The organism is Collinsella aerofaciens (assembly GCF_040926265.1).
GTDB lineage: Bacteria > Actinomycetota > Coriobacteriia > Coriobacteriales > Coriobacteriaceae > Collinsella > Collinsella aerofaciens_BB.
On record NZ_JBCOIL010000026.1, the window covers coordinates 20,193 to 41,050 of the forward strand.

General features: G+C 56.9%; 18 protein-coding genes and 1 pseudogene. 13 read left to right on the forward strand and 6 right to left on the reverse strand.

Going from position 1 to position 20,858, the window contains the following annotated elements:
* The first annotated feature begins 114 nt into the window (after positions 1 to 114).
* Positions 115 to 1,866, forward strand: coding sequence for a VgrG-related protein (locus tag AB5767_RS08115; RefSeq protein WP_316366650.1), 1,752 nt, complete (start codon positions 115 to 117; stop codon positions 1,864 to 1,866).
* A gap of 202 nt (positions 1,867 to 2,068) precedes the next feature.
* Positions 2,069 to 3,865 (forward strand): AAA family ATPase, encoded by a 1,797-nt coding sequence (locus AB5767_RS08120; protein WP_368132148.1) that lies wholly within the window; start codon positions 2,069 to 2,071, stop codon positions 3,863 to 3,865.
* 24 nt (positions 3,866 to 3,889) lie between these two features.
* On the opposite strand, the gene AB5767_RS08125 is transcribed toward AB5767_RS08120, so the two are convergent.
* The gene (locus tag AB5767_RS08125; RefSeq protein WP_055252280.1) at positions 3,890 to 4,909 is read right to left on the reverse strand and encodes a glycosyltransferase; all 1,020 of its coding nucleotides are present in this window, start codon (positions 4,907 to 4,909) and stop codon (positions 3,890 to 3,892) included.
* A 256-nt stretch (positions 4,910 to 5,165) separates the two neighbouring features.
* Between AB5767_RS08125 and AB5767_RS08130 the strand changes: the two genes are divergently transcribed.
* The 7 genes from AB5767_RS08130 to AB5767_RS08160 all read left to right on the forward strand — a co-directional run bounded on the left by AB5767_RS08130 (position 5,166) and on the right by AB5767_RS08160 (position 14,366).
* Entirely contained in the window at positions 5,166 to 6,269 is a 1,104-nt protein-coding gene (locus AB5767_RS08130; protein WP_368132149.1) for a glycosyltransferase family 2 protein, read from the forward strand.
* A gap of 6 nt (positions 6,270 to 6,275) precedes the next feature.
* Entirely contained in the window at positions 6,276 to 7,316 is a 1,041-nt protein-coding gene (locus AB5767_RS08135; RefSeq protein WP_368132150.1) for a glycosyltransferase family 2 protein, read from the forward strand.
* Positions 7,317 to 7,390: 74 nt separating this feature from the next.
* Complete coding sequence (locus AB5767_RS08140; RefSeq protein ID WP_368132151.1) at positions 7,391 to 8,512, forward strand: glycosyltransferase family 2 protein; 1,122 nt, start codon at positions 7,391 to 7,393, stop codon at positions 8,510 to 8,512.
* A 12-nt stretch (positions 8,513 to 8,524) separates the two neighbouring features.
* Positions 8,525 to 9,592 (forward strand): glycosyltransferase family 2 protein, encoded by a 1,068-nt coding sequence (locus AB5767_RS08145; RefSeq protein ID WP_368132152.1) that lies wholly within the window; start codon positions 8,525 to 8,527, stop codon positions 9,590 to 9,592.
* A complete protein-coding gene (locus AB5767_RS08150; RefSeq protein ID WP_368132153.1) occupies positions 9,593 to 12,079 on the forward strand; it encodes a glycosyltransferase family 2 protein in 2,487 nt (828 codons plus the stop codon). It abuts the gene before it with no gap.
* Between the two features lie 210 nt (positions 12,080 to 12,289).
* Positions 12,290 to 13,393, forward strand: a complete 1,104-nt coding sequence (locus tag AB5767_RS08155; RefSeq protein WP_368132154.1) for a DUF8462 domain-containing protein — start codon at positions 12,290 to 12,292, stop codon at positions 13,391 to 13,393.
* Between the two features lie 154 nt (positions 13,394 to 13,547).
* Positions 13,548 to 14,366, forward strand: coding sequence for a S1 family peptidase (locus tag AB5767_RS08160; protein ID WP_117638101.1), 819 nt, complete (start codon positions 13,548 to 13,550; stop codon positions 14,364 to 14,366).
* Here the strand turns inward: AB5767_RS08160 and AB5767_RS08165 are convergent.
* Positions 14,363 to 14,545: a hypothetical protein gene (locus AB5767_RS08165; protein WP_006235576.1), complete on the reverse strand. Its 183-nt coding sequence runs from the start codon at positions 14,543 to 14,545 to the stop codon at positions 14,363 to 14,365. The genes AB5767_RS08160 and AB5767_RS08165 overlap by 4 nt on opposite strands.
* 187 nt (positions 14,546 to 14,732) lie before the next feature.
* On the opposite strand from AB5767_RS08165, the gene AB5767_RS08170 reads away from it, so the two are divergent.
* The 3 genes from AB5767_RS08170 (at position 14,733) to AB5767_RS08180 (ending at position 16,664) form a co-directional block, all read left to right on the forward strand.
* Positions 14,733 to 15,167 (forward strand): hypothetical protein, encoded by a 435-nt coding sequence (locus AB5767_RS08170; RefSeq protein WP_347498016.1) that lies wholly within the window; start codon positions 14,733 to 14,735, stop codon positions 15,165 to 15,167.
* Positions 15,139 to 15,813, forward strand: coding sequence for a hypothetical protein (locus AB5767_RS08175; RefSeq protein ID WP_040359437.1), 675 nt, complete (start codon positions 15,139 to 15,141; stop codon positions 15,811 to 15,813). Before AB5767_RS08170 ends, AB5767_RS08175 begins: the two co-directional genes overlap by 29 nt.
* Before the next feature lie 500 nt (positions 15,814 to 16,313).
* Complete coding sequence (locus AB5767_RS08180; RefSeq protein ID WP_040359438.1) at positions 16,314 to 16,664, forward strand: hypothetical protein; 351 nt, start codon at positions 16,314 to 16,316, stop codon at positions 16,662 to 16,664.
* Between the two features lie 146 nt (positions 16,665 to 16,810).
* On the opposite strand, the pseudogene AB5767_RS08185 reads toward AB5767_RS08180, so the two are convergent.
* Positions 16,811 to 17,103: pseudogene (locus tag AB5767_RS08185) on the reverse strand (IS3 family transposase); the annotation flags it as partial.
* Between the two features lie 10 nt (positions 17,104 to 17,113).
* Between AB5767_RS08185 and AB5767_RS08190 the strand changes: the two are divergent.
* Complete coding sequence (locus tag AB5767_RS08190; RefSeq protein ID WP_162010723.1) at positions 17,114 to 17,629, forward strand: transposase; 516 nt, start codon at positions 17,114 to 17,116, stop codon at positions 17,627 to 17,629.
* A gap of 1,166 nt (positions 17,630 to 18,795) precedes the next feature.
* Here AB5767_RS08190 and AB5767_RS08195 read toward each other — a convergent pair.
* From AB5767_RS08195 to AB5767_RS08205, 3 genes are all read right to left on the reverse strand, one after another.
* On the reverse strand, positions 18,796 to 19,098 hold the full coding sequence (locus AB5767_RS08195) for a nucleotidyltransferase domain-containing protein (RefSeq protein ID WP_006235584.1): 303 nt from the start codon (positions 19,096 to 19,098) through the stop codon (positions 18,796 to 18,798).
* Positions 19,095 to 20,246, reverse strand: a complete 1,152-nt coding sequence (locus tag AB5767_RS08200) for an HNH endonuclease (protein WP_368132617.1) — start codon at positions 20,244 to 20,246, stop codon at positions 19,095 to 19,097. The genes AB5767_RS08195 and AB5767_RS08200 overlap by 4 nt, the downstream gene beginning before the upstream one ends.
* 189 nt (positions 20,247 to 20,435) lie before the next feature.
* A partial coding sequence (locus AB5767_RS08205; RefSeq protein ID WP_368132618.1) for a helix-turn-helix domain-containing protein occupies positions 20,436 to 20,858 on the reverse strand: 423 nt, incomplete at its 5' end.

Consider the following 20,858-nt stretch of genomic DNA (forward strand, 5'->3'; position numbering starts at 1 on the left):
GCGGAGGGTTGTTGCCGTTTACCGAGGGGTTGTTGTGCAACAACGGGCGAGCTGCAATACTTATTTTTATCTTTGCAAACTGAACTATAACTACACCAATGCAGGGAGGATCTTATGCAGCCCAAGCATTCTGCGATTGTCGCGGGCCTGACGTTGGCGCTTTCGTTTGGCGCCGTTTCCGCGCCGGCACCCGCCGCTGCCGAGGAGCCCACGCCGGGCGTTGCCTCGGATGCCACCGATATCGATAAAGGTCTCTACACCCAGCAGTCCTTCTCGGGCGTGCTGAGGTCGGTCCAGGGCGTTTCGTTTGTCAACGTGACTCCCGAGATGAAGTACTTTACCAAGTACGAGAGCCATGGTAACTACAACCAGGGATTTTCGTTTGGTGACGGCTATAACGCACTGGGTTACTATCAGTTTGATCGCCGCTGGTCGCTCATTCCGTTTATGAAGCAGGTTTACAACTACGATTCTGCCAAGTACAGCATGCTCAAGGATGCGATTGATCGCGGCAGCGAGATTTCCAACACGAGCAATGCCATGTACGAGAACGGCCAGCTCACCGAGTTGGGCCGTATTGCGCAGGAGGCCTTCCAGGGTGCTTACAACACCGATCCTGTTGAGTTCTCAGCACTTCAAGATGCTTATGCGTACAACTCGTACTATGCGGTGACCGAGGCGTGGCTCAAGAGCGGCCTGGGTATTGATATTTCGGGCCGCGCTGACTGCGTCAAGGGAATGGTGTGGAGCATTACCAACATGTGCGGCACTGGTGGCTGCAGGGACTTTTTCCGCTGGGCGAATCTTTCCAACGATATGTCCGATCGCGAGTTTGTGACGGCGCTTTCCAACAGCGTGGTCAATAACGTGGCGACCAAGTATTCGAGCCAACCCCAGTATCATGAGGGCTGGAAGAACCGCTACCGCAACGAGCTAAAGGACTGCTTGGTTTATATCGCTGAGGACGAGGCTGCCGCCGCGACGCCCGTGCAGCCCGAGCCCACACCGGCGCCCTCGCCGACACCTGATTCGAATGACGACTCGAGTGACGATGCCAACGATGACAGGATGGATGCGCCCTCGACCGATGCTGACGGTAATGGCTCTGCTGGTGGCACTACCAACGACGGCTCTACCTCGAACGGCTCCGATTCGAACGGCTCTGCTGCGGGCGATTCGCCTTCAAGCTCTGCCGGCAATACGGACAGCGACGCTTCTGGTTCGACCGGCGCTGACACCTCTAACTCATCTACCGGCTCTAACAACGGCTCCGGCTCTGACGCAACCCCTGATTCCGATGCTTCCAAGGACGACTCGAATAAAGCGCCGGACGCTCCCGTTGCTTCGCCGGACAAGAAGCCCTCTTTCTCCGAGCAGCTTGGTTCTACGCTGGGTTCTTCGCTGATGGCTGGCGTCAATAACGGCTCGGCCCAGAACAAGGACAACTCTGATCAGGTTTCCACGGAAAAGACCGAGGCCTCAAAGGGCGACTCCAAGGACAAGGCTTCCGAGAAGACCGAATCCGATAAGGGTTCTAGCTCTGAGGAGAAGGGCGACAAGTCCGAACAGAAGAAGGACGAGAGCAAGACCGAGGGCGAAAAGAAACAGCCCGAAGACGACGACAAGAGCGGTGCTGACAACCAGGCCCAAGAGCAAAATGACTCCAAGACGGTGACCACTACAACCACGACGACTACAACGACCAAGTCATCTGGCGGTAACATGCCCAAGACGGGCGACCTTATCGTTATGGCGAGCCTTGCCAGTGCAAGCTTGGCCACACTGGGCGCTACGTCTATCGTAAGTGGTAAGCATAAGCTCGATCAGCAGAAGAAAGCTTCTGGGGAGGACGGCTCGGAGGAGTAGCCTCTCGGTTGCCAGATAACTAAAGAGTTGGGACGGGGTCCGGTGCGAATGCATCGGGCCCCGTTTTGTTGTGCAACGATTAGTTATGCCCCCTCATACCTCTTGTTGCTACCGTTGCCCGATATGTTCGCGCGGCGACATCGGTACATGCGATGCGGTCATTACAATTGGCATCGTGCTGCGATTTAGGGGGAACGTTTTGGTGTCTGAACAGGCAAATGTTGATTGTGCTGCTGGCTTTGGCGTGCGCTTGATCGGCTGTGCCGACGATGCGGTTTTGCCCATTGGCATACACGACTATGCGGAGGCTCTTGGTTGCTGCACGCTGGTCGACAAGACCATGTTTATTGCCGATGTGTTGGACTGCGACGCGTCCGTTGTGGTGTGCTGTCGACCCGAGGGTTTTGGCAAGAGCATGAACTTGTCGATGCTCAGGGCTTTTCTGGAGCGTCCAGCGGTCGGTCGCTCTGGTCAGCGTTTGTTTGCCGATGCTCAGATTTGGGATGCGAACGGCGGGCGCTATCGGGATGAGTACGCTTGCTATCCGGTGATATCGCTGGACTTTTCTGGCGCTGCAAGGCGTGGCCCCGCTGTTGCCAACGTCGTGCGCGATGCTCTTTCGGGCGAGTGCGCCCGCCTGCCGGCGCTTTTGGAGGCTCCAGATTTAGCTCGAGACAAGGTGCGTCACATCGAACGTGTTGCGCGTGGCGCGGCGAGCGCGGACGAGGTCGCCTCGGTGCTTGGCGTGCTCATAGAGCTGCTGGAGATTGCCAGCGATGAGCAGGTTGTATTGCTCGTTGATGGGTACGATGCGGCGTGGTCTCGCCGTGCGAGCGCGAGGGACGCTTCCGACGCCGATCCGGCAGAACTACTTGACCGTGTGCTGTTTGACGCCATTGCCACTGCGCGCGATTCGTTGCGGCTGACGTGTCTGATGGGGGAGTGTCCCGGTCCTGCCGAAGCGGCGCTTTCTTCGCGCGGCTGCTCGTATTGTCTGACGACGCCGCTGTCGGCGTGGTGTGACCGATGGTTCGGTTTTTCGGATGCCGAGGTCGAGGCTCTGTTGAATCATGCTGGGCGCGAGGAATACCTGGATGATGCGCGTGAATGGCTCGAGGGGTATCGGTTTGGCAGGGCCTATTGCTCGAGTCCAGAGCGTGTGATCGGTTTTCTTGGCCGAGGCTGCACGGCGCCTGTGCGTGCCGATCTGTATGGATATGCCGATTGCCTGAGTAGGGTAGTTGCCGGGTGGAATCTCGACCGCCTTTCGGTCTTGTTTGATTTGCTCGAGGCCCATGGGTGCGCTGAGGTCTCGCTTTGTTTGGGCACTGCAGAGCCAGATGTCTCGCCTGACGATGGCATGTGGACAGCGCTATATCTGTCCGGTTTTCTCACGACGGATATGACTGAGGAGCCAGAGCATGGCAATCGCCTCCGTGCTTTGCGATTGCCCAATAACGAGCTTCGCCAGGCCTTGCGTCTAGTGATTATTGAGTGGTTTGAGTGCACTGCAGAAGACATTCGAGACGTCGATGCGTTTCGCGACGGGCTGTGCCATGGGAACGAGGATACCGTGAGGCGGGCGCTAAGCCGCATCCTGGGGGATGCGGGAATCGGTGAGACCGACCTAGATACGCCGCTGCCATATCATCTGCTCTTGCAGGGGCTCTGCTTTGGCTTGCCGGGCTATGCCAATCCTGCCTCGAGGCGAAAGTGTGGCGCAGGTCGCTGGGACATCCAGGTTTTCCCTACGGGTGCTGTGTTCGACGTAGCAGATACGATTGGCATGCTGGACGAGCGCCCGCTGATAACGATTAACTTGATGTATGACCCCGATGTGGATGCGCTGGGACTGGAATTGCTGGCCGTGCAGTCGCTACTCGACATAGAGCGCGACGGCATCGACGAAATCCGTGTACCGCGCCCCGGCGTGGGTCGCATGCGCTGGGGGTTCGGTTTTGATGGGCAGCATGTGGCTACGGTGTGCCAGCGGCTTTAAGCGCCGAGGTGTTTCCGGCTTCCGTTACTCGGTGTCCTTCATGGGCGGCATGGGCTTCCAGTCGGGGTCCTTGATGATCTTGCGGGCGTCCTTCATGCCACGGCGCAGCGCCGGAATGCCGGTCTTAAAGCACTTGTCGACCGCGGCCAGGCGAATGAACTCCTTGCAGAAGGTCGCGGCGTTGCCCAGACGGAACAGCACGGGGTGATAGTCGCCGTAGATTTGCATGTAGCGGGCCAGATAACCGCGGTTGCGCATGATGTAGTAGCGGTTGGTGTCGCTCGTGGAGTTGAGCTGGCGCTTGCCGGCGATGTCCCAGTTAGAGACGGCGCGGGCGCGCTTGAGCACCACGTCGGCCACAACGGCGGCGGGGAAGTGCTGGCTGGCTACGTAGCCGTAGCAGGCATCGTCGCCGTAGATAAAGAAGCGCGCGTCGGGCAGGCCGATTTTGTCGACCACGCGTCGCGAGAACATGCCGCCCTCAAAGCACAGCTGGTTCATGGCGCGGTAGCCCTCGGGACCCAGATCCCACTTGGCGATGGGGTTGGGGATGCCGAGCGAAAGGATGAGCTGGTACTGCCAAAAGAAGGCGCCGCCGTCAAAGTCCAGGCGCGAACCCTGGATGACATCGTAGCGGTCGGTCCACTTGGCAAGACGCTCGATGCCTTCGGGGATGACGAGCACATCGTCGTCCATCACCCAGAACCACTGGGCGCCCAGGTCGTAGGCGCATTTAGTGCCGGCGGAGAAGCCGCCCGCACCGCCGCCGTTTTTGAGCTGCGGGGCGTAGATGACACGGTCGGTGCCGCCCTGCGCGTCGGGCTGCTCGGTGTCGATGCCCCACAGGTTGGCCAGGCGCTCGTTGAATGCGGTGCACATGGCCTCGGTCTCGCGCGAATTCTCGTTATCGACAATCACGATGCGCCAGGGCGTTGCCGTGAGCTCGGTCATGGAGTCGAACAAGTTGGCCAGGAGTTCCTGGCGCTTGTACGTAACGACGACGATGGCGAGCTTGTCGATGGGAGCGGGAAGGGTTGAAGGCATGGGGCAATATATCCTTTCACGCGCGGCGGGCGAGTGCTGCGCGGAAGCTATCGAATACGTCCTTGGGACTGTCCTATTGTAAAGGCTCGGCGCACCTTAGCGGCAAGCTTTGAATAAAACGCAGGAACCTGCCATGGGCCCGCCGCATGACGTGGGGCTGCTTTGCCCGCAAGAGGCTCCATAGATTATATAAACGCCCGCTGGCGCGCTGACCCTTTGATACCATGAAACGACAGGTATTTCCTAAGGAGCACATTTGTCTACTAACGCCTCTGGCAGCCCTGTTCTGTCGCTGCTTATTCCCATTTACAATGTTCAGCGCTACCTGCGCGAGTGCCTCGATTCCGCCCTGGCGCAGACGCTCAAGGATATTGAGATCATCTGCATTAACGACGGGTCGACCGACAACTCGCCGGCGATTATCCGCGAGTATATGGAGCGCGATGGGCGCGTCAAGATGATCGACAAGGCCAACAGCGGCTACGGCGACTCGATGAACCACGGTCTGGAGATGGCGCGTGGCAAGTACGTGGGCATCTTGGAGTCCGATGACTTTATGGCGTCCGACGCACTCGAAAAGCTTGTCTCGGCCGCCGATAGCAATAATGCCGACTTCGCGAAGGCGAACTTTGATTTCTACTGGTCTAAGCCCGAGGAGCGCCGTTCGCTGCACGAGATGTTTAAGGCCAAGGACTGCGGCAAGCCGGTGCACCCGAGCGACACGACGCAGTTCTTTAAACAAAAGCCGTCGATTTGGTCGGCCGTGTACCGTCGCGATTTTCTTGAGCGCAACGGCATCAAGTTCTTGCCGACTCCGGGGGCATCCTTTCAGGACACGTCATTCGCCTTTAAGGTGATCGCGTGCGCCGATAAGGCTGTTTACCTGCATGATGCCGTGTTGTCGTATCGCCAGGACAACGAGAATTCCTCGGTCAATTCTTCGGCTAAGGTCTTTTGCGTCAATACCGAGTATGCCGAGATTGAGCGTTGGATTCGAGAGGATTATGCCCGCGACCACGCAAGCGGCGATGTCGCGCGCATGCTCAAGTTCAATCAGCTCATTAAGTACGATTCGTACATGTGGAACTACGTGCGCCTGGCGCCTAAGTTCTATAAGGAGTTCCTGGTTCAGATGGCCAAGGAGTTCCAAGCGGCCTTGGACGCCGGGGACTTTTCGCTTGACGACCTCAAGCCGTGGAAGCGCGCAAATCTCGCTGCCATCCTCAAAGATCCTGAGGGCTGGGTTGACGAGCACCCGAGTTTTGCGACGGATGGTGCCTTGGGGCGTGCTAAGTATTACGCCTCGGTTGGAGGCCCAGGCGTGGTTGCTGCCTTCCTCATCGAATCGCTGAGGGGGTAGGTCGACATGGGAGAGGCCTCGTGTCCTAAAGCTACCATTGTCGTCCCCGTTTACAACTCTGCGCGCTCCATTCAGCGATGCCTCGATTCGCTGTTGGCCCAGTCCGAGCGCTCGATTCAGGTTGTCTGCGTCAACGACGGTTCGACTGATGATTCGTTGAACGTGTTGTGCCAGATCGCGCAGGCCGACGATCGCGTACTGGTGATTGACCAGGAAAACGCGGGCGTCTCGTGCGCTCGAAATGTCGGTATCGATGCCGCCGAGGGCGAGACCGTCTTTTTTGTGGACGCCGACGATTACATCGATGCCCAGACGGTTGAGCGCGTGCTGCATGCCATGGAGTCTGCAGATGCCGAGGCCGCCGTTTTTGGCGGCGTCTGTGAACCTGCCGATGCTGCCCCCAAACGCGTCCAGCAACTCATGAGCCCCAAAGCTGGTACCTCCGGCGCCCGTGATCCCCAACTGCTGTTCCATTCGAATGCGCAGCCCTATGCCTGCCGTGCGGCTTTTTCGCGCGAGCTGCTCAATCGCGAAGGCATTCGCTTCGCCCCCGGTTTGGCTTTGGGCGAGGACGTCGTCTTCCAATTTGCGGCTTATGCGCTTGCCCGCAGGACCGTCGTCATGCCGGACAAGTTCTACCACTACGTGATGGAGAACGAATCGGCGACGCACGAGTTCAACAGTGCCGAGGCTCGTGCCAAAAAGCTTGACGCCCACATGAGGATGCTCGAGGAGATCTTGGAAGACTGGGCGGCCTACGGTCTTTTAGACCTGTGTCCCGGCGAGCTGATAACTTGGTTTTTGGACCTTATTGTGTTCGACTTGGCGCGCTTGGATGCCGATGACTTCCATCGCGTGGCGGCTCGCGTCAACATGGATCTCACGACGTTTTTGGGAACGGCGTGGGCGGATATGCCTGCTAAGGGCGCCGTTCGGCGTGTTGCCCACAAGCTCGTTGCGGCGACCTCGGGCGTTTCGATGGCAGACGCCACGCTGTTCTATCTTTCGACTCGCGGTCTCAAAGCCTGTCTGGAGCGCTTTATCTAATTCCAAGCGCTGCCGCCCGCCGCAACCCGGCTGCTAAAATAACCCTGTTACACGCTATTCAACAGGAGGTTCTCTTGCTGCAGAACTCTGATACCCCTAAAGTTTCGCTGCTTGTCCCCATTTGCAATGTCGAGCGCTATCTGCGCGAGTGCCTCGATTCCGCCGTGGCGCAGACGCTCAAGGACATCGAGATCATCTGTATCAATGACGGTTCCACCGATAGCTCGCCGGATATCATCCGCGAGTACATGGAGCGCGACCCCCGTGTAAAGATGATCGACAAAGCCAACAGCGGCTACGGCGACTCGATGAACCGCGGTCTGGAGATGGCGCGCGGTGAGTACGTGGGCATTCTTGAGTCCGACGACTTTATGTTTGAGGATTCGCTCCAAAAGCTGGTCGCCAAGGCCGATGCTGAGCATGCCGATGTGGTAAAGGGCGACTTTTATCTGTATTGGTCCACGCCCAGGGAGCGCCGTGAGCTGTTTGGGATCATCGACGAGCATATGACGGGCGCCGCGTATCGCCCCGTCGATCGCCCGGGCATCTTCTACCGCAAACCTTCCATTTGGTCGGCTATTTATCGACGCGAGTTCCTCAACGACAATCAGGTTCGGTTCCTTCCCACGCCGGGCGCCTCGTATCAGGACGCAGGCTTTAACTTTAAGGTTTGGGCTTGCGCCGAGCGTGCCGCGTTTATTACGGACCCCATTTTGTGCTATCGCCAGGATAACGAGAAGAGCTCCGTTAATTCGCCCAACAAGGTGTTTTGCGTATGCGACGAATATGCCGAGATGCAGCGCTTTTTGGATGAGCGCCCCGAACTCAAGGCTCAGCTCCAGGGGATTTTAATGCGCATGAAGGTCGATACGTATCGTTGGAATGACGAGCGTTTGGTCGATGAACTGCGTGAGCAGTTTTGGAAGAAAGCCTCGTCTGAGCTCAAGGCCGATTGGGATGCCGGTCGCTTTGATCTGTCGCTGTTCGACCCGCGTGGCGAGACCGACTTGCGCCTGATGGTCAAGTCGCCTCGCGCCTATATCGATTCGCGCTTTGGCTTTAAGAAGCCGGGCAAGATCAATACGTTTAAGCATTACTTTAAGATTGGCGGCCTGCCGCTGGTGTGGCGCGTGCTGACGTATCAGCGCACCTACGGCGACAACCCGCACCCTGATGACGTTCCCGCCGCACAGTAGGAGCGAGTGATTATGGCTACCCCCAAGATTTCCGTTGTCGTTCCCATCTACAAAGTGGAGGAGTGCCTGGCCTGGTGCCTGGACTCCCTGCTTGCGCAGGACACGCCCGATTGGGAAGGCGTGTTAGTCAACGATGGCTCGCCGGACGGTTCGCGCGATATTGCGGCTGCGTATTGCGAAAAGGACGCGCGCTTTACGCTGGTCGATAAGGAGAACGGCGGCCTGTCGAGTGCGCGTAATGCAGGCATCGCCGCGTCCACGGCGCCTATCGTTGCGTTTTTGGATTCCGACGACCGATTTACGCCCGATGCATGCCGCGTGATCGTCGATACCTTTGAGCGCGAGGATTGCGACGTTTTGACCTTTGGCGCGAATCCGTATCCGCTGGAGGCGGGGTATCCGTGGCTTAACTATGTGCTGAGCCCGCGCGATGTGTCGTTTGAAGGCTATAGCTCTGACCTGCTGTTTAAGGAAGCTTCTCGCCCCTTTGCATGGCGCACTGCCTGCAAGCGTGAGTTTTTGCTGGGCAACGGGATCGTGTTCGACGAAACCGTTAAGTATGGCGAGGACCAGGTCTTCGATTTTGCCGTGTACGGTCGTTCGCATAAGACCGCGCTTATCTCGAGCAAGCTGTATGACTACCGCGTGGCGCGCAAGGGTTCGCTCATGGATACCATGCGCTATGACGACGAGACGCGTCTGCTGGAGCATGTGAAGATTTACTCCGCTGTGCTGGCTGACTGGCAGCGCGACGGTCTCGATGCACAGCATGCCGATGACCTGGCGTACTTCCTATGTGATCTGGTGCTGTACGATGCGCTCAGGTTGCTGGGCTCGGACTGCGGCAAGGTGTTTGCTGCCGTTGCCACGGCGCTTGCCGGTTCTGCCGCGGGCAGCGATGCTGCACTCGCACAATGCGCTCCTTCTGTTGCTGCTATGGTGCGTGCGGCGCTTACCAGCAAGGCCCCCAATGCCCGTGAGTGCAAAAAGCTCATGTTCGATTACGACGTCTTGAGGTTTGGGCGCCTGGGTGCCTGCAAACGCATGGCAGCGAACGCCCTGGGAAAGCGAGAAGTGTAGATGAGTATCAAGCGTTTGGCACTTTGCCGCAGTCAGGGCCGTCTGTTTGTGCTGCTTCGTTTTGCCGGCCAGGATGTCGCCGCGCTTATTGAGCGGGAGGGTTCTCAAGCGTTTGCCCATGCGACGACGAGCGGTTCTTGTGCGCCGTCGCTGGTGCTCCCAGTCGATCATGGCCGTGTGCTGGCGCTTTGCCCTTCCGTTTCCGATTACGAACACGAGCTCGCCGTCTTGGTGCTTCCATTTTTGGACGGTTCTACGATTGACGTCGCATTTGCGTTCGGTGGCCAAAGGTTGGGCTCCATTTGCCTCGATAGCCGCGTGGCCAAGCTGGAATCCAAGATTAACTACAAAGCAAAGGCTGCGATGTGTGCGCTCGTTCGCGACGCACAGCGCGGCGAGTGCTGCGGTCGCTATGAGATCGATGCCGTTCGTTATTTACCGGCAGACGCCGGCGTGGTGTGGCGCTATGAGGTTACGTGGGTGGGAGACCCCCAGTACGCACCTGAGCTCCAGGTCTTCGATACACATATGAACGCCATCGGTGCCACCGTGCATGTGTTTGAATCGCAGGTCGATGTGCCGCAGCGCAACGGTTGCCACGTCAATAAAACGTATCTGAGCGTTGAGATGCCTCAGGATATACGAGATTTTGTCGCGATTGTGAGCGATCCCACGGAGCAGATCCAGAGCGGGTTTTGCGCCATGGATGGTCGCCTGTACAACGGCATGGTCGATGACAGTTGGAACCGCATGAAGGATGCGCGTGCAGACGACGCGGCTTATCGACGTTGGTTTGAGCAGCATCGCGCAAAGCCGGGCGATTTAGCGTGCCAGCGTGTCGCTTCGGTGGCTTTTGCCTATAGACCACTCGTGAGCATTGTGGTGCCGTGCTACAAGACTGATCGGGTCTACCTGCGCGAGCTGCTGGACTCGGTGCTAGCCCAGAGCTATGACAACTGGGAATTGCTGCTTATGGACGCCTCGCCCGAATGGGACGAGGTGTCCAATCTTGCGGCAGGCGCCCACGACGAGCGCGTTCGTCGCATCGAGCTGCCCGGCAACGGCGGCATTGTGCTCAACACCAACGCAGGTATCGAGCGAGCGACAGGCGACTACGTCGCGTTCTTGGACCATGACGACATTCTGGAACCGGACGCGTTATTCCAGTATGTTTCCGCGCTGAATAAGGCGGCCGAGGGCGAGCGCCCCCATGTCCTATTCTGCGACGAGGACATGTTCCAGAAAACGGGGGAGTGGGGCCAGCCGGTCTTTAAGACCAAGCTCAATGTAGACCTGCTCTATAGCCATAACTGCGTGACGCATTTCCTGATGGTGGAGAAGGCGCTTATCGATCGTATTGGCATGTCTCCGGAAGATGTTGCGGGCGCGCAGGACTACGACCTGACGCTTCGCTGCCTTGCGGCGGGCGCACGGTTTGAGCATGTTGCTCACGTGTTGTATCACTGGCGCGTGCACCCCGGTTCCACCGCCGACGGTTCTGCCGATAGCAAGCCGTATGCTATTGAAGCTGGGCGCCTTGCGCTGCAGCGCCACTTTAACGCGCTGGGCATTTGCGGAACAGTCGAGGAGACCGAGACGCCGTTTGTCTATCGCATGCGCTATGCGCTGCCGGAGTCTGCGCCGCTGGTGAGCATTGTGATTCCCACCAAGGACCACGTTGAGACGCTCGATGCCTGTGTGATGTCGATCGCCCAGAAAGCCACGTATACCAATTACGAGATCGTCTTGGTGGAGAACAACAGCGAAGCCCCGGAGACGTTTGCGTATTACGAAACCCTTCCAGAGCGCGTGGCTGCAGCATCCGAAGGCAAGGGCATCGCGCGCGTTGTGTACTGGCCGGGCGAGTTCAATTACTCTCAGATCATTAATTTTGGCGTGGAGCATGCCAAGGGCGATTACCTTCTGCTGCTGAACAACGACACCGAGGTCATAAGCCCCGACTTTATCGAAGAGATGATGGGCTATCTGCAGCGTCCTGATGCGGGCGTGGTGGGCGCCAAGCTCTACTTTGCCGATCATCTGGTGCAGCACGCTGGCATTGTGGTTGGTGTGCGTGGCGCACTTGCCCATGCCAACCAGGACTTCTCGGCAAAGCGCGAGGGCTATCTTGCCCGTGCCGTGCGTCCGGGCAACTTTAGCGCCGTAACGGGCGCCTGTCAGATGGTCCGCCGCGACATATTTGAGCAGGTCGGAGGCTATAACGAGGAATTCGCCGTCGGTTTTAACGACGCAGACTTTTGCCTGCGCGTGTGGGAGGCGGGCTACCGCACCATCTTTACGCCCTATGCCGAGCTGTATCACTACGAGTTCACCTCGCGCGGCAGGGAAGAGGCCAGTGAGGAAAAACTGCGCCGCTGGAAGCGCGAGCAAGCGCTGTTCATGCAACGCTGGCCGGAGTTTTTCTTGACGGGTGATCCATGGTTGGGGCCTAACTTGTCTTCCGAGAGTGAGTACTTCTCGCTTTAGACAATGGTTGTTAGAAGGCCCTCAGCTTGACTTCGCCATGAGTTGGGAAGAAGGCAGCGTTTAGGCTATTTGTTAGTTTACATTACGATAGCTCGATACTTCTACGATAAGTTTGTACAGGCTTATACAACTCGATATAATCCGATATAGTTGCGATAAACTAATAAAGCTAAGATTGACCGATAATCGATTTCCTTGAGAGGCAAACAAGTGAGCGCCACAATATTCCATAACCCGTTTCGTCCCACTGCCGGCGCTGAGCCTCCGCGCATAATTGGTCGTGATGATATTGCCCTTGAGTTTACCGAGAGTTTGAATTCGGGAATTGGTGCACCTGCGAGGCTCATGCGCGTTGCCGGGCCAAGGGGTTCCGGAAAAACTGTTTTGCTCTGTGATCTTAGAGATCGTGCACGAGAGCTTGGCTGGAAGACGGCTATTGTTTCTGCTGGTCCCAACCTATTGCTGGACCTGAAGGATCAGATTGCAGAATCCTCCCTTGCGACCAATGCTTCAGTCGGCGTAAATGCCGGCTTTGTTTCCGCTAAATTCGACGTTGTGCCAAAAGAGTCGAGTCTTAGAAAGTTGCTTGGCTCGGCCGCAAAGTCTTCCAAGGGCCTGTTTATTGCAATAGATGAGGTGCAGGATGCCCCGATTGACGATATGCGCGCTATTGCTTCTGCTGTGCAGCTTCTAATAGGGGAGAAAGTCGATATTGCTCTCGCATTTGCCGGATTGCCCGCTGGTGTTATGGATCTTATTAACGGCAAGGCACTTACATTCTTGCGTCGTGCCCTCCCCGAAGATCTGGCGCCTATCAACCAGGTGGAGGTAGCGCTCTCTATGGGCGATAGCTTTATAGCGACTGGTTTGACCATAGAGGACGATCTGCTGTCGAGAGCCGCTAAGGCCACGAAGGGCTATGCCTATTTGGTGCAACTGGTCGGTTACTCCATTTGGCAGCGCGCCAACTTGCATCGTGTCAAAAGTGCCAACGTGAGCGAGCGCGATGTTATCGAAGGCATTGCGCTGGCAGAGGCTCGTTTTCACGATGTTGTTCACGAGCCCGCGATTTCTGGACTTGGACTCAACGATATCAAATATCTTTTGGCCATGTGCGAGGATAAGCAGCAGTCCAAATCATCTGAGATTGCTAAACGTATGGGTAAAAAGACCAATGAGGTCAGCTCTGTTAGGGCTAAGCTGCTACAAAGAGAGGTTATTCAGGCTCCACAGAGGGGCTACGTGCAGTTTGCCGTGCCGGACCTAGATATCTATCTGCGAGAGAATGCCGCGGAGATTCTCGAGCGGTTCTAAATCAAGGCATGAATAGCCGCCGGTTAACTGCCTTTTTCGACTTGGCTCGCGTCCCCCCCCGCGAGGACGTGCCCAAAGCGGCAATACTGATTGATTACGGAAGGGCATCTCAGGGTGCAATCGATATACTATTTGTCCAAATGAAAGGAAACCCATGCAGCTATCTGAGCAGCTTCTGCACACGACGATTCGCATCGAAGCTTCGTTGGCCTCGGGAGGTTGCTCAGTTGGAACGGGTTTCTTTTTCAAGTTCTGCGACGACGGAAAGACCTATGTGCCGGCAATCGTGACCAACAGGCACGTGGTCGAGGGCGCGTACGAGTATCGCGTCATCTTTTCGAGATCTGACGAGAACGGAAACCTGCTCAATATAAACGAGCAACTTACCATGCGGGGCTCCGAGAGCGACTGGATCGCACACCCTGACGAAAGTGTTGACCTGTGCGTCTTACCCATCGGTCCCGCACTGAATGGTTTTATCCGGGCGGGGAAGCATCTGCTTACCATACCGCTCAGCTTGGAGCTTCTGCCGACGGATAAGCAGATTCAAGACATGGGCTGTATGGACGAGGTGACCATGGTCGGATACCCCAACGGCATTTGGGATGAGGCCAACAACCTGCCGATCGTCCGTCGGGGTATCACGGCGACGCCCTATAGGTACGACTATCAGGGGCAGAAAGAGTTCCTGGTTGACATGGCGTGCTACCCGGGATCGAGCGGTTCCCCGGTCTTTCTCTACAACGAGGGTACTTATTTGGAGAACGATGCTGTGGTCATGGGCAAGAGGCTCTATCTACTTGGCATCCTTCGGGCTGTGCCCATCAGAACTCTTCTCGGAGACATCACCGTATCCACGATTGCCCACGTGAGCGTTCAGGACATGTTGAATCTCGGCATCGTCATCAAATCCGAGCGTCTGAGGGACTTCGATCCCATCGTGAGGGAACGCTTGAGCGTTTCTGGAAATTAGTATTTATTTGGCTCGCCCGCTCTGATGCCGCCCCCGCACAGCTGGTCGGCCTCGGCGTCCATCACCGCGTTCACGACCTGCTCGGCGAGGCGCCTGAGCAGCTCCTGCATGTCGATGGCGCCGTCGTCGAAACGGGGCATGGCGAGCATGTCCGGCGTCGGGTCTGATAAGATTTCCATAGCGGTCCTCGTCCTTTCCTAGAACCTGTTGTTGTGGTGATTTCAGATTCTAGGACGAGGGCCGCTCTTCGTTAAGCGGCCGCTGGGGCGTCACCCTTACACCAACATTTTCGACGCGATCGGCCGCTTCGTGGACTTCGTGCGCGACGTGTGTGCTGAGGATGCTCTGGAAGAGAATCTCCGTTTTGTGTCTGATGCCCTGGACGGTAAGTGCACGCCGCGTGAGATTATTCGCAACTACTTCCTCAAAGATTTCTACAAGGATCACTGCTCAACCTACCAGAAGCGCCCCATCTACTGGATGCTTGATTTCGGTAAGAAAAACGGCTTCAAGTGCCTTATTTACATGCATCGCTACCAGCCAGACCTGCTGGTCCGCGTACGCACTAATTATGTCCATGAACAGCAAGAACGGTACCGCACGCAGCTCGCTCACCTAGAGGAAGCCGTGGCACAAGTTGATATCTCGCAACGCGTAAAGTTGAACAAGCAGATCAAGAAGCTCAACGATCAGCTCGCTGAGACTATAACCTTTGGGGAGAAGATTCACCATTTAGCAGAACAAATGATTGCGATCGGACTGAGGGATAAGCGTGATCGATTTCGGCATCTTTACCATTGACGGGGTGAAAAGGTTCTTGTTCGACGCCCTGCGCATCGATGGGTGCGAGTTCGGAGATATGCAGCTGCGTTTTCGCAGCGACGAGGTTGGGACGTACGCCGATGTCCGGGAGAGGCTGGGGGAGTCCCTCGCCCCCGACGACCTGCTGCTGCACCTCAGGCACGTCACGGCCAACACGGATGGCTGCGCGTCCATTCGCGAGAGCGGGATTCTCGGAATCGGGGACGTGCTCTCGCGTCCTAGTGCGCTTACGCGTCTTTTCGAGGGCTGCGGGGTTCATTTCGACAAGGCGAGCCGAACCGTGTCTGTCGACGGGAGAAGGCTCAGCCTGGACCTGGTCGATGATGCCTTCCTCGGACGGGAGTCCTCGGAGCCGATAGATGGACTTCTGTACATTCTGGCGGAAGACTCCCTCGTGAACTCCTTCATCCACAAGTCGTGCATCCGGGAGTACTCCACGCTTTCGCGGTATCCCGAGGCCATATGGGCTCTGGAAGAGGTCGTCGGGCATGGGAACGAGGCGGTTTGGAGATGGAAGGACGCCGCGCGCCCATATGTTGTCGAGTTCACCGCGACTTTGAAGGAGCTCGATCTGTGTCGACTCCAGCCGGACGATGGGATGGGTTTTTGCAGGGCGGCGGTTTGAAGGAGTCCGTATTCAATAATCTGGTTTACCAGGCGCTCGGGGTCTGCGTGCGGGGTGCCCGCGAGGTTATCGCCTCCCTGCCTGCTGGCGGCGGGGTGCCCCGTCGTCGATCGTTCGGATAACCCCTCTGGATGAGTTCTGCGGCGACCCCGAAGCTGGCTTGGATTCCATGTGCGATAGGGAGGGGCGTTGTCGGATTTGCGACGAAGACGCTGTGGAGTCCCTGTCGGCGTTCCTTATCGCTAATGGGTATCTAGGGGAGGGCTTCTCGGGATAAAACGGGTTTCGCTTGGTCTAATGCGTAGGATGACCAGTTTCGTGTTGTCCCAGCAGGGAATCGCCCGACGGATCAGATTGCGGAAACATGGGGTTCCGATGCATGGGGTAGGCGAGGGGTCGTCGCCCTGATGTGCGAATGAGCTTCACCCTGCTGTCGCATTCTGTCCGTATGGATAATGGCCGGCTTAAGGTGCCGGCCTCCTACCGGAGGAGGTTGCGACGTGCGCGCGATGATCGAGATTGAGTGGATGGACGGGCTTGTGACGAAGGTGCCGGAGTTCGCTCTGGGCGACGTATTCGGTGAAAGCGTTCAGGTAGAGCTCGATTTCAAGTTCGACGACGTGTCGGAGGGCCTCTGGGTCGAGGTGCGCCATCATAAACCGGACGAGGGCTCGGATGGCGACCCGCGCGAAAGGGCCTGTACGCTGCATGCGGACTGTCACTACGGTTTGGTCGACGCGGTCGACCTCGACCGTATCTTCTGCGTTCTCTTTGAGGGGCAGCCGAGGATCTGCCGCATCGCGGGGGAGCTCGTGAACCTCTCAAGGGCCTGTGCTATGGCTCAAGGTTGACGCGCTACTGAACGTTGTCGGTGCGCAGCCTCGCGTGGCGCTCGTAGGGGAAGTCCAGGTAGGTCAGCGCGTCGGCCTCTGCCTCCTGTTACCGTTCATGGGAAATCGGTCAATTGGGAGCGCGGTGGAAATCCTGGACCGTGTTCCTACGCTACAAGACCTAGGCTTCTTCGGTACTGCATCGGGCTCATATAGCCCAGGTCGCTCTTGCAGCGCTTGTCGCGATACCAGACCAGATAGGCGTACAGCATCTTCATGAATTCCCCCATGCCAACATCGTCCCAGCCCCTTCCGTAGAAGAGCTCCACCTTCAGCCTGCCGAAGCCCTCCGTCCTTGAATTGTCGGGTGAGCACCCCTTTCTCGACATCGAGCGCGCGAGGTCCTGGGCGGCGCATAGCCGATCCGGCCCTGCCACCGGTAGTGGCCGCCGCGGTCGCTGGCTTACGCCTTGAGGAAGCGCGCCCGGGACCTCGGCCCCTACGAGGCATCGGCATTGTGCCAGCTTCGATCGGAGGCGGGCTGCTCGAGCCTCATGACCGCATACGACCTCAAAGAGGACTTCTTCGACATCTACGACGAGCACCCGCTCTCGCGGGAGGATGCCGAGGATGCATTCGATGCGTGGAAGGCATCCATCCCCGATGACAAGGCCTACGATCCCTTCCGGGGGCTTGCGAAGGCCGTGGAGAACCACCGCGAGTTCATATTTAACTACCGGGATTGTCCGAGCCGCATCTCGAACGGTTACACGGAATGCGCGAACCGCCTCATCAACGAGACTAACATGATGGGGCGTGGCCACTCCTTCGAGACGCTGCGCGCGCGTACGCTCTATCGCAGTTTGTCCCGTCACAGAGGTATGGCCCTACGCCTGTCATCTCGGCTGTCGGAACAGGAGTGGGTGCGGTTACCCCAAGTGTCGCTACGACGCTGCCTATCGCACCCGCCTGTCCGCGGCCCGTGAAGGGTTATGTCTCACCGCTGACGAGCTCGCCGCCATGGTCGCGATTGCGGTCCCTTTGTTTAGGCGGGGGCAGAGTTACGAGACCATATGGGCCACACATGCTGACGAGCTTCCTGTGTGCGTGCGCAGTGCCTGCTCCTATCAGGAGAGGGACAGGCGCGCCTTACCTGCTTCTCCCGCGAAAGGACCGTATGAGGAAGCGTAAGCGCAGGGATGTCGAAGGTGCTGGGCGCGACGGGGTTGACCGCACTGGCCGTACCTACGCCGAATTCGAGGCGCTCTCGCTTGCCGACAGGTCGCGCGTGGTCCAATGTGACTCCGTTGAGGGCTACGAGCGCAACACCTACGACATCCTGAGCGCACACATCGTGGCCCGGGCGTTCCAAATCTATTTGCGCAAGCGTCATGCCAGCTCCGGCAGCCATCGTTGCCTGCCTCGACCATATAGAGAGTCTCATAGGCTCTGTTGCTGCCTTCGAGGCTATCTTCGGCATCCTGCTAGTCGATTGAGGAGTCGAGTTCGATGATTGGAAGGGCCTGGAGCGCTGGTGTCTCGAAAGCGGAGCTCGGCGCTGCCGCGTGTTCTGCTGCGACGCGATGAGATCCAACCAGTAGTCGGCATGTGAGCGCAACCACGAGCAGCTCAGGCGCATTCTGCCCAAAAGCCGTAGTGGCGGTGCTCTGAGCCCCTACGACGTTGTAGTATGCTGCAGCCACGTAAACTCTTGCCCGCTTGCTGGACTCGCTGGCAGGTGTCCATTCGAGCTCCTCGGAGACCTGTTGCTGTGCGGCATCGGATGATCGCTTCGGGCTGTCCCTCGACAGCGAGCTCGCCGTCTCGCCCGATAAGGGGTCATCCCCGACGGGGTGGTACCAGGCCTACGAGCGGGGCGAAGGCTCTTGGGCCGCCGGGTGTCAGTGGTAGCGTGAAACTGAACACTTGTTCAGTTTCACGCTACCACTGACAGTTCGCAAGCTTCATTATGAATTCAGGGTACCTCATCTTGTCGATGCGGGATTGGCGCCCAGAGCCGGGGTCCCGCCAGAGTGCGATACGCCGTGTGCCGAACATGCAGGCGCGACCGTTGACGCCTTCTTCTCTTCTGCCGGAATCCACGCAGAAAGCATTCTGTACGACAGGCTATGCCAGGTGTTCTACCAAATGGTCATTTTATCTTTCTATAATGAGGCGAGATTCTATCCAAGAATCCGACATGTCGCTCTTCATCGATGCCGAGGACCGTTAAGTCGACTACTCTACCGGTCTCGTTACCTAACTTTTGGGATATCTGTTCGCATCCGGAGACAAGTTGATCGGAATATTTCGAGTACAGTAGCAGCAAATCAATATCACTGTCTGCACTGAGCTCTGAACCACTCAGCGCAGATCCGAACAGATAGACATGATCAAACTGAGAGAACAGTTCTAGGTTGCTGTCGAGAATGTCTATGAGTCTCAAATAGTTCATAGTTTGCGAACGAATGGGAAGAAGCTATCCATATCGAGGAGCTTCACGTTAATTTGCCCCGCAAACACCTGGGCTTCTTCGGAGATGCATTGCTTACCGTTCCATCTATGCAAGTTGACGACAACGGTATGTTCTGCCGGTGCTAAACGGGCCAACTCTGCATAGCTCAGACAGTATTCGTATACGAATAAGAAGCATTTTCCTTTCGCTATATATTCTCTAAGGTTTGTCTTCGACTTGCGAGTTGCTTTCTTTCCGCACAGGCGGAAGTACTTTAGGGCAAAAATCAAGCTGTCTAGCCTCATCTCGGCACGCCTGAAGCAGCGGGCGTCATAGTACATCTGTCGGATACGCGGCGTATCGTCAAGATAAACTACCGCCTCTTTCCCGTTTTCTATTATTTGCAACAATGGATGTTCTGCATCTAGAGAAACATCTATAAATCGCCCCTGTTCGTCAAGCTTTTTGATTAGCAGCTCTAGGGATTCTGCAGAGGGGAGCAGGTCACCTTCTATGGGCTGGATTCCGAAGATGGAGTTGATGACCTCGGGGAAAAGAATAGACCTTTGTCTTTCCGTATTATCTCTGGTGGCTTCGAACTCCTTAGCATGGTCGATAAAATCGCGGACAGCGGCCTGGTTGGAGAAGGAATTGTCCTTGTGGTTCTGGAACAGGCACAAGTTCGATTCGAACAGCGTGCAAAGTTTTCGGTTGTTGACGATTATTTCCTTTTCAAAAACATCCCACAGTCTTCGCTTGTCCTTCATGTAGTAATTCTCATATATCGACTTGTTTCGGGCGAGCAGAGGTGCGGCCTCTTTGCGCAGGTCGTCGAAGGAACTGAACGTCTTTCCGAAAACGCGATCAATTTCTGCGTGACGAATCGACTTCCATTTCCTCACTTCATCTGCCGTGAAAGCGGAGTTTCTGTCGAAATTCGTATGGCAGTTTGGACAGATGAGAATAAGGTTGTCGAACGTGTTCTCTGCGCTTTTGCAATATGGGACGATATGGGCTCGTTCAGCAATGTCTCCATTGCTGATGAATAGATCGGCCCGACAATCTGGATTCATGCATTTGCCGGCAGACCCCGCCCAGAGTCTTCGCTCGACATATGCTGAGATTGGCTTTCTGCTTGTCTTCGACACTTTCCGTCCCCGCTTTGACCTCTTCGATTGACGATTAACTGTCATTTAAGAATATGTTATCCAATGATTGGGCCACCGTCAGGCTTCAAGTGAAGATTATTGAACGGGGAGGTAAATGGAGCACTAAAGAAGTAGACATTCGGCAGCTTTAAGCCCCAGGGTTAACGAATCGCGTGCCGAATGACGCTGCTATAGGCTGTCAAGTCCTTTATCGGACGACATTTTAGCATTCAAGTAGCGGTCGTATTCGCGTCTGATTTCCTCGTGGGGGCATACTTCTCTTTCTATTTCGCTGAGCCTTACATTCGGCACGTTAAGCTCTCGGGCAACCTGCTTTTGGGTCAATCCGAGCGATTTTCGCATGTCCGCCAGTATCGAGCCCCGGGCGTACTTCAACCTCATGGGGCGCCGCAACGTTGGGTAAACCTCCCTGGCTGTGAACCTCTTAAGGCAGCGCATGATCTCTCGCTTTGTCTTGCCGTCGGACTTGCGCTTCGCCATGTAGGCGAGCGTTCTCTCGTCCCCGCGCATCCTGTGTTGGTCATGCCGTCGTAGCCCGCCGAGACCCAGCGGTAGATGGTCGACGGCGACAGGTCCACGGGCCCGCCGTTG

Bases quoted from the DNA above. Each gene is read 5' to 3' on its own strand.
- AB5767_RS08115 (WP_316366650.1), top strand. From the start codon at position 115: ATGCAGCCCAAGCATTCTGCGATTGTCGCGGGCCTGACGTTGGCGCTT.
- AB5767_RS08165 (WP_006235576.1), bottom strand. From the start codon at position 14,545: ATGGAAATCTTATCAGACCCGACGCCGGACATGCTCGCCATGCCCCGT.
- AB5767_RS08160 (WP_117638101.1), top strand. From the start codon at position 13,548: ATGCAGCTATCTGAGCAGCTTCTGCACACGACGATTCGCATCGAAGCT.
- AB5767_RS08135 (WP_368132150.1), top strand. From the start codon at position 6,276: ATGGGAGAGGCCTCGTGTCCTAAAGCTACCATTGTCGTCCCCGTTTAC.
- AB5767_RS08125 (WP_055252280.1), bottom strand. From the start codon at position 4,909: ATGCCTTCAACCCTTCCCGCTCCCATCGACAAGCTCGCCATCGTCGTC.
- AB5767_RS08145 (WP_368132152.1), top strand. From the start codon at position 8,525: ATGGCTACCCCCAAGATTTCCGTTGTCGTTCCCATCTACAAAGTGGAG.
- AB5767_RS08150 (WP_368132153.1), top strand. From the start codon at position 9,593: ATGAGTATCAAGCGTTTGGCACTTTGCCGCAGTCAGGGCCGTCTGTTT.
- AB5767_RS08195 (WP_006235584.1), bottom strand. From the start codon at position 19,098: ATGAACTATTTGAGACTCATAGACATTCTCGACAGCAACCTAGAACTG.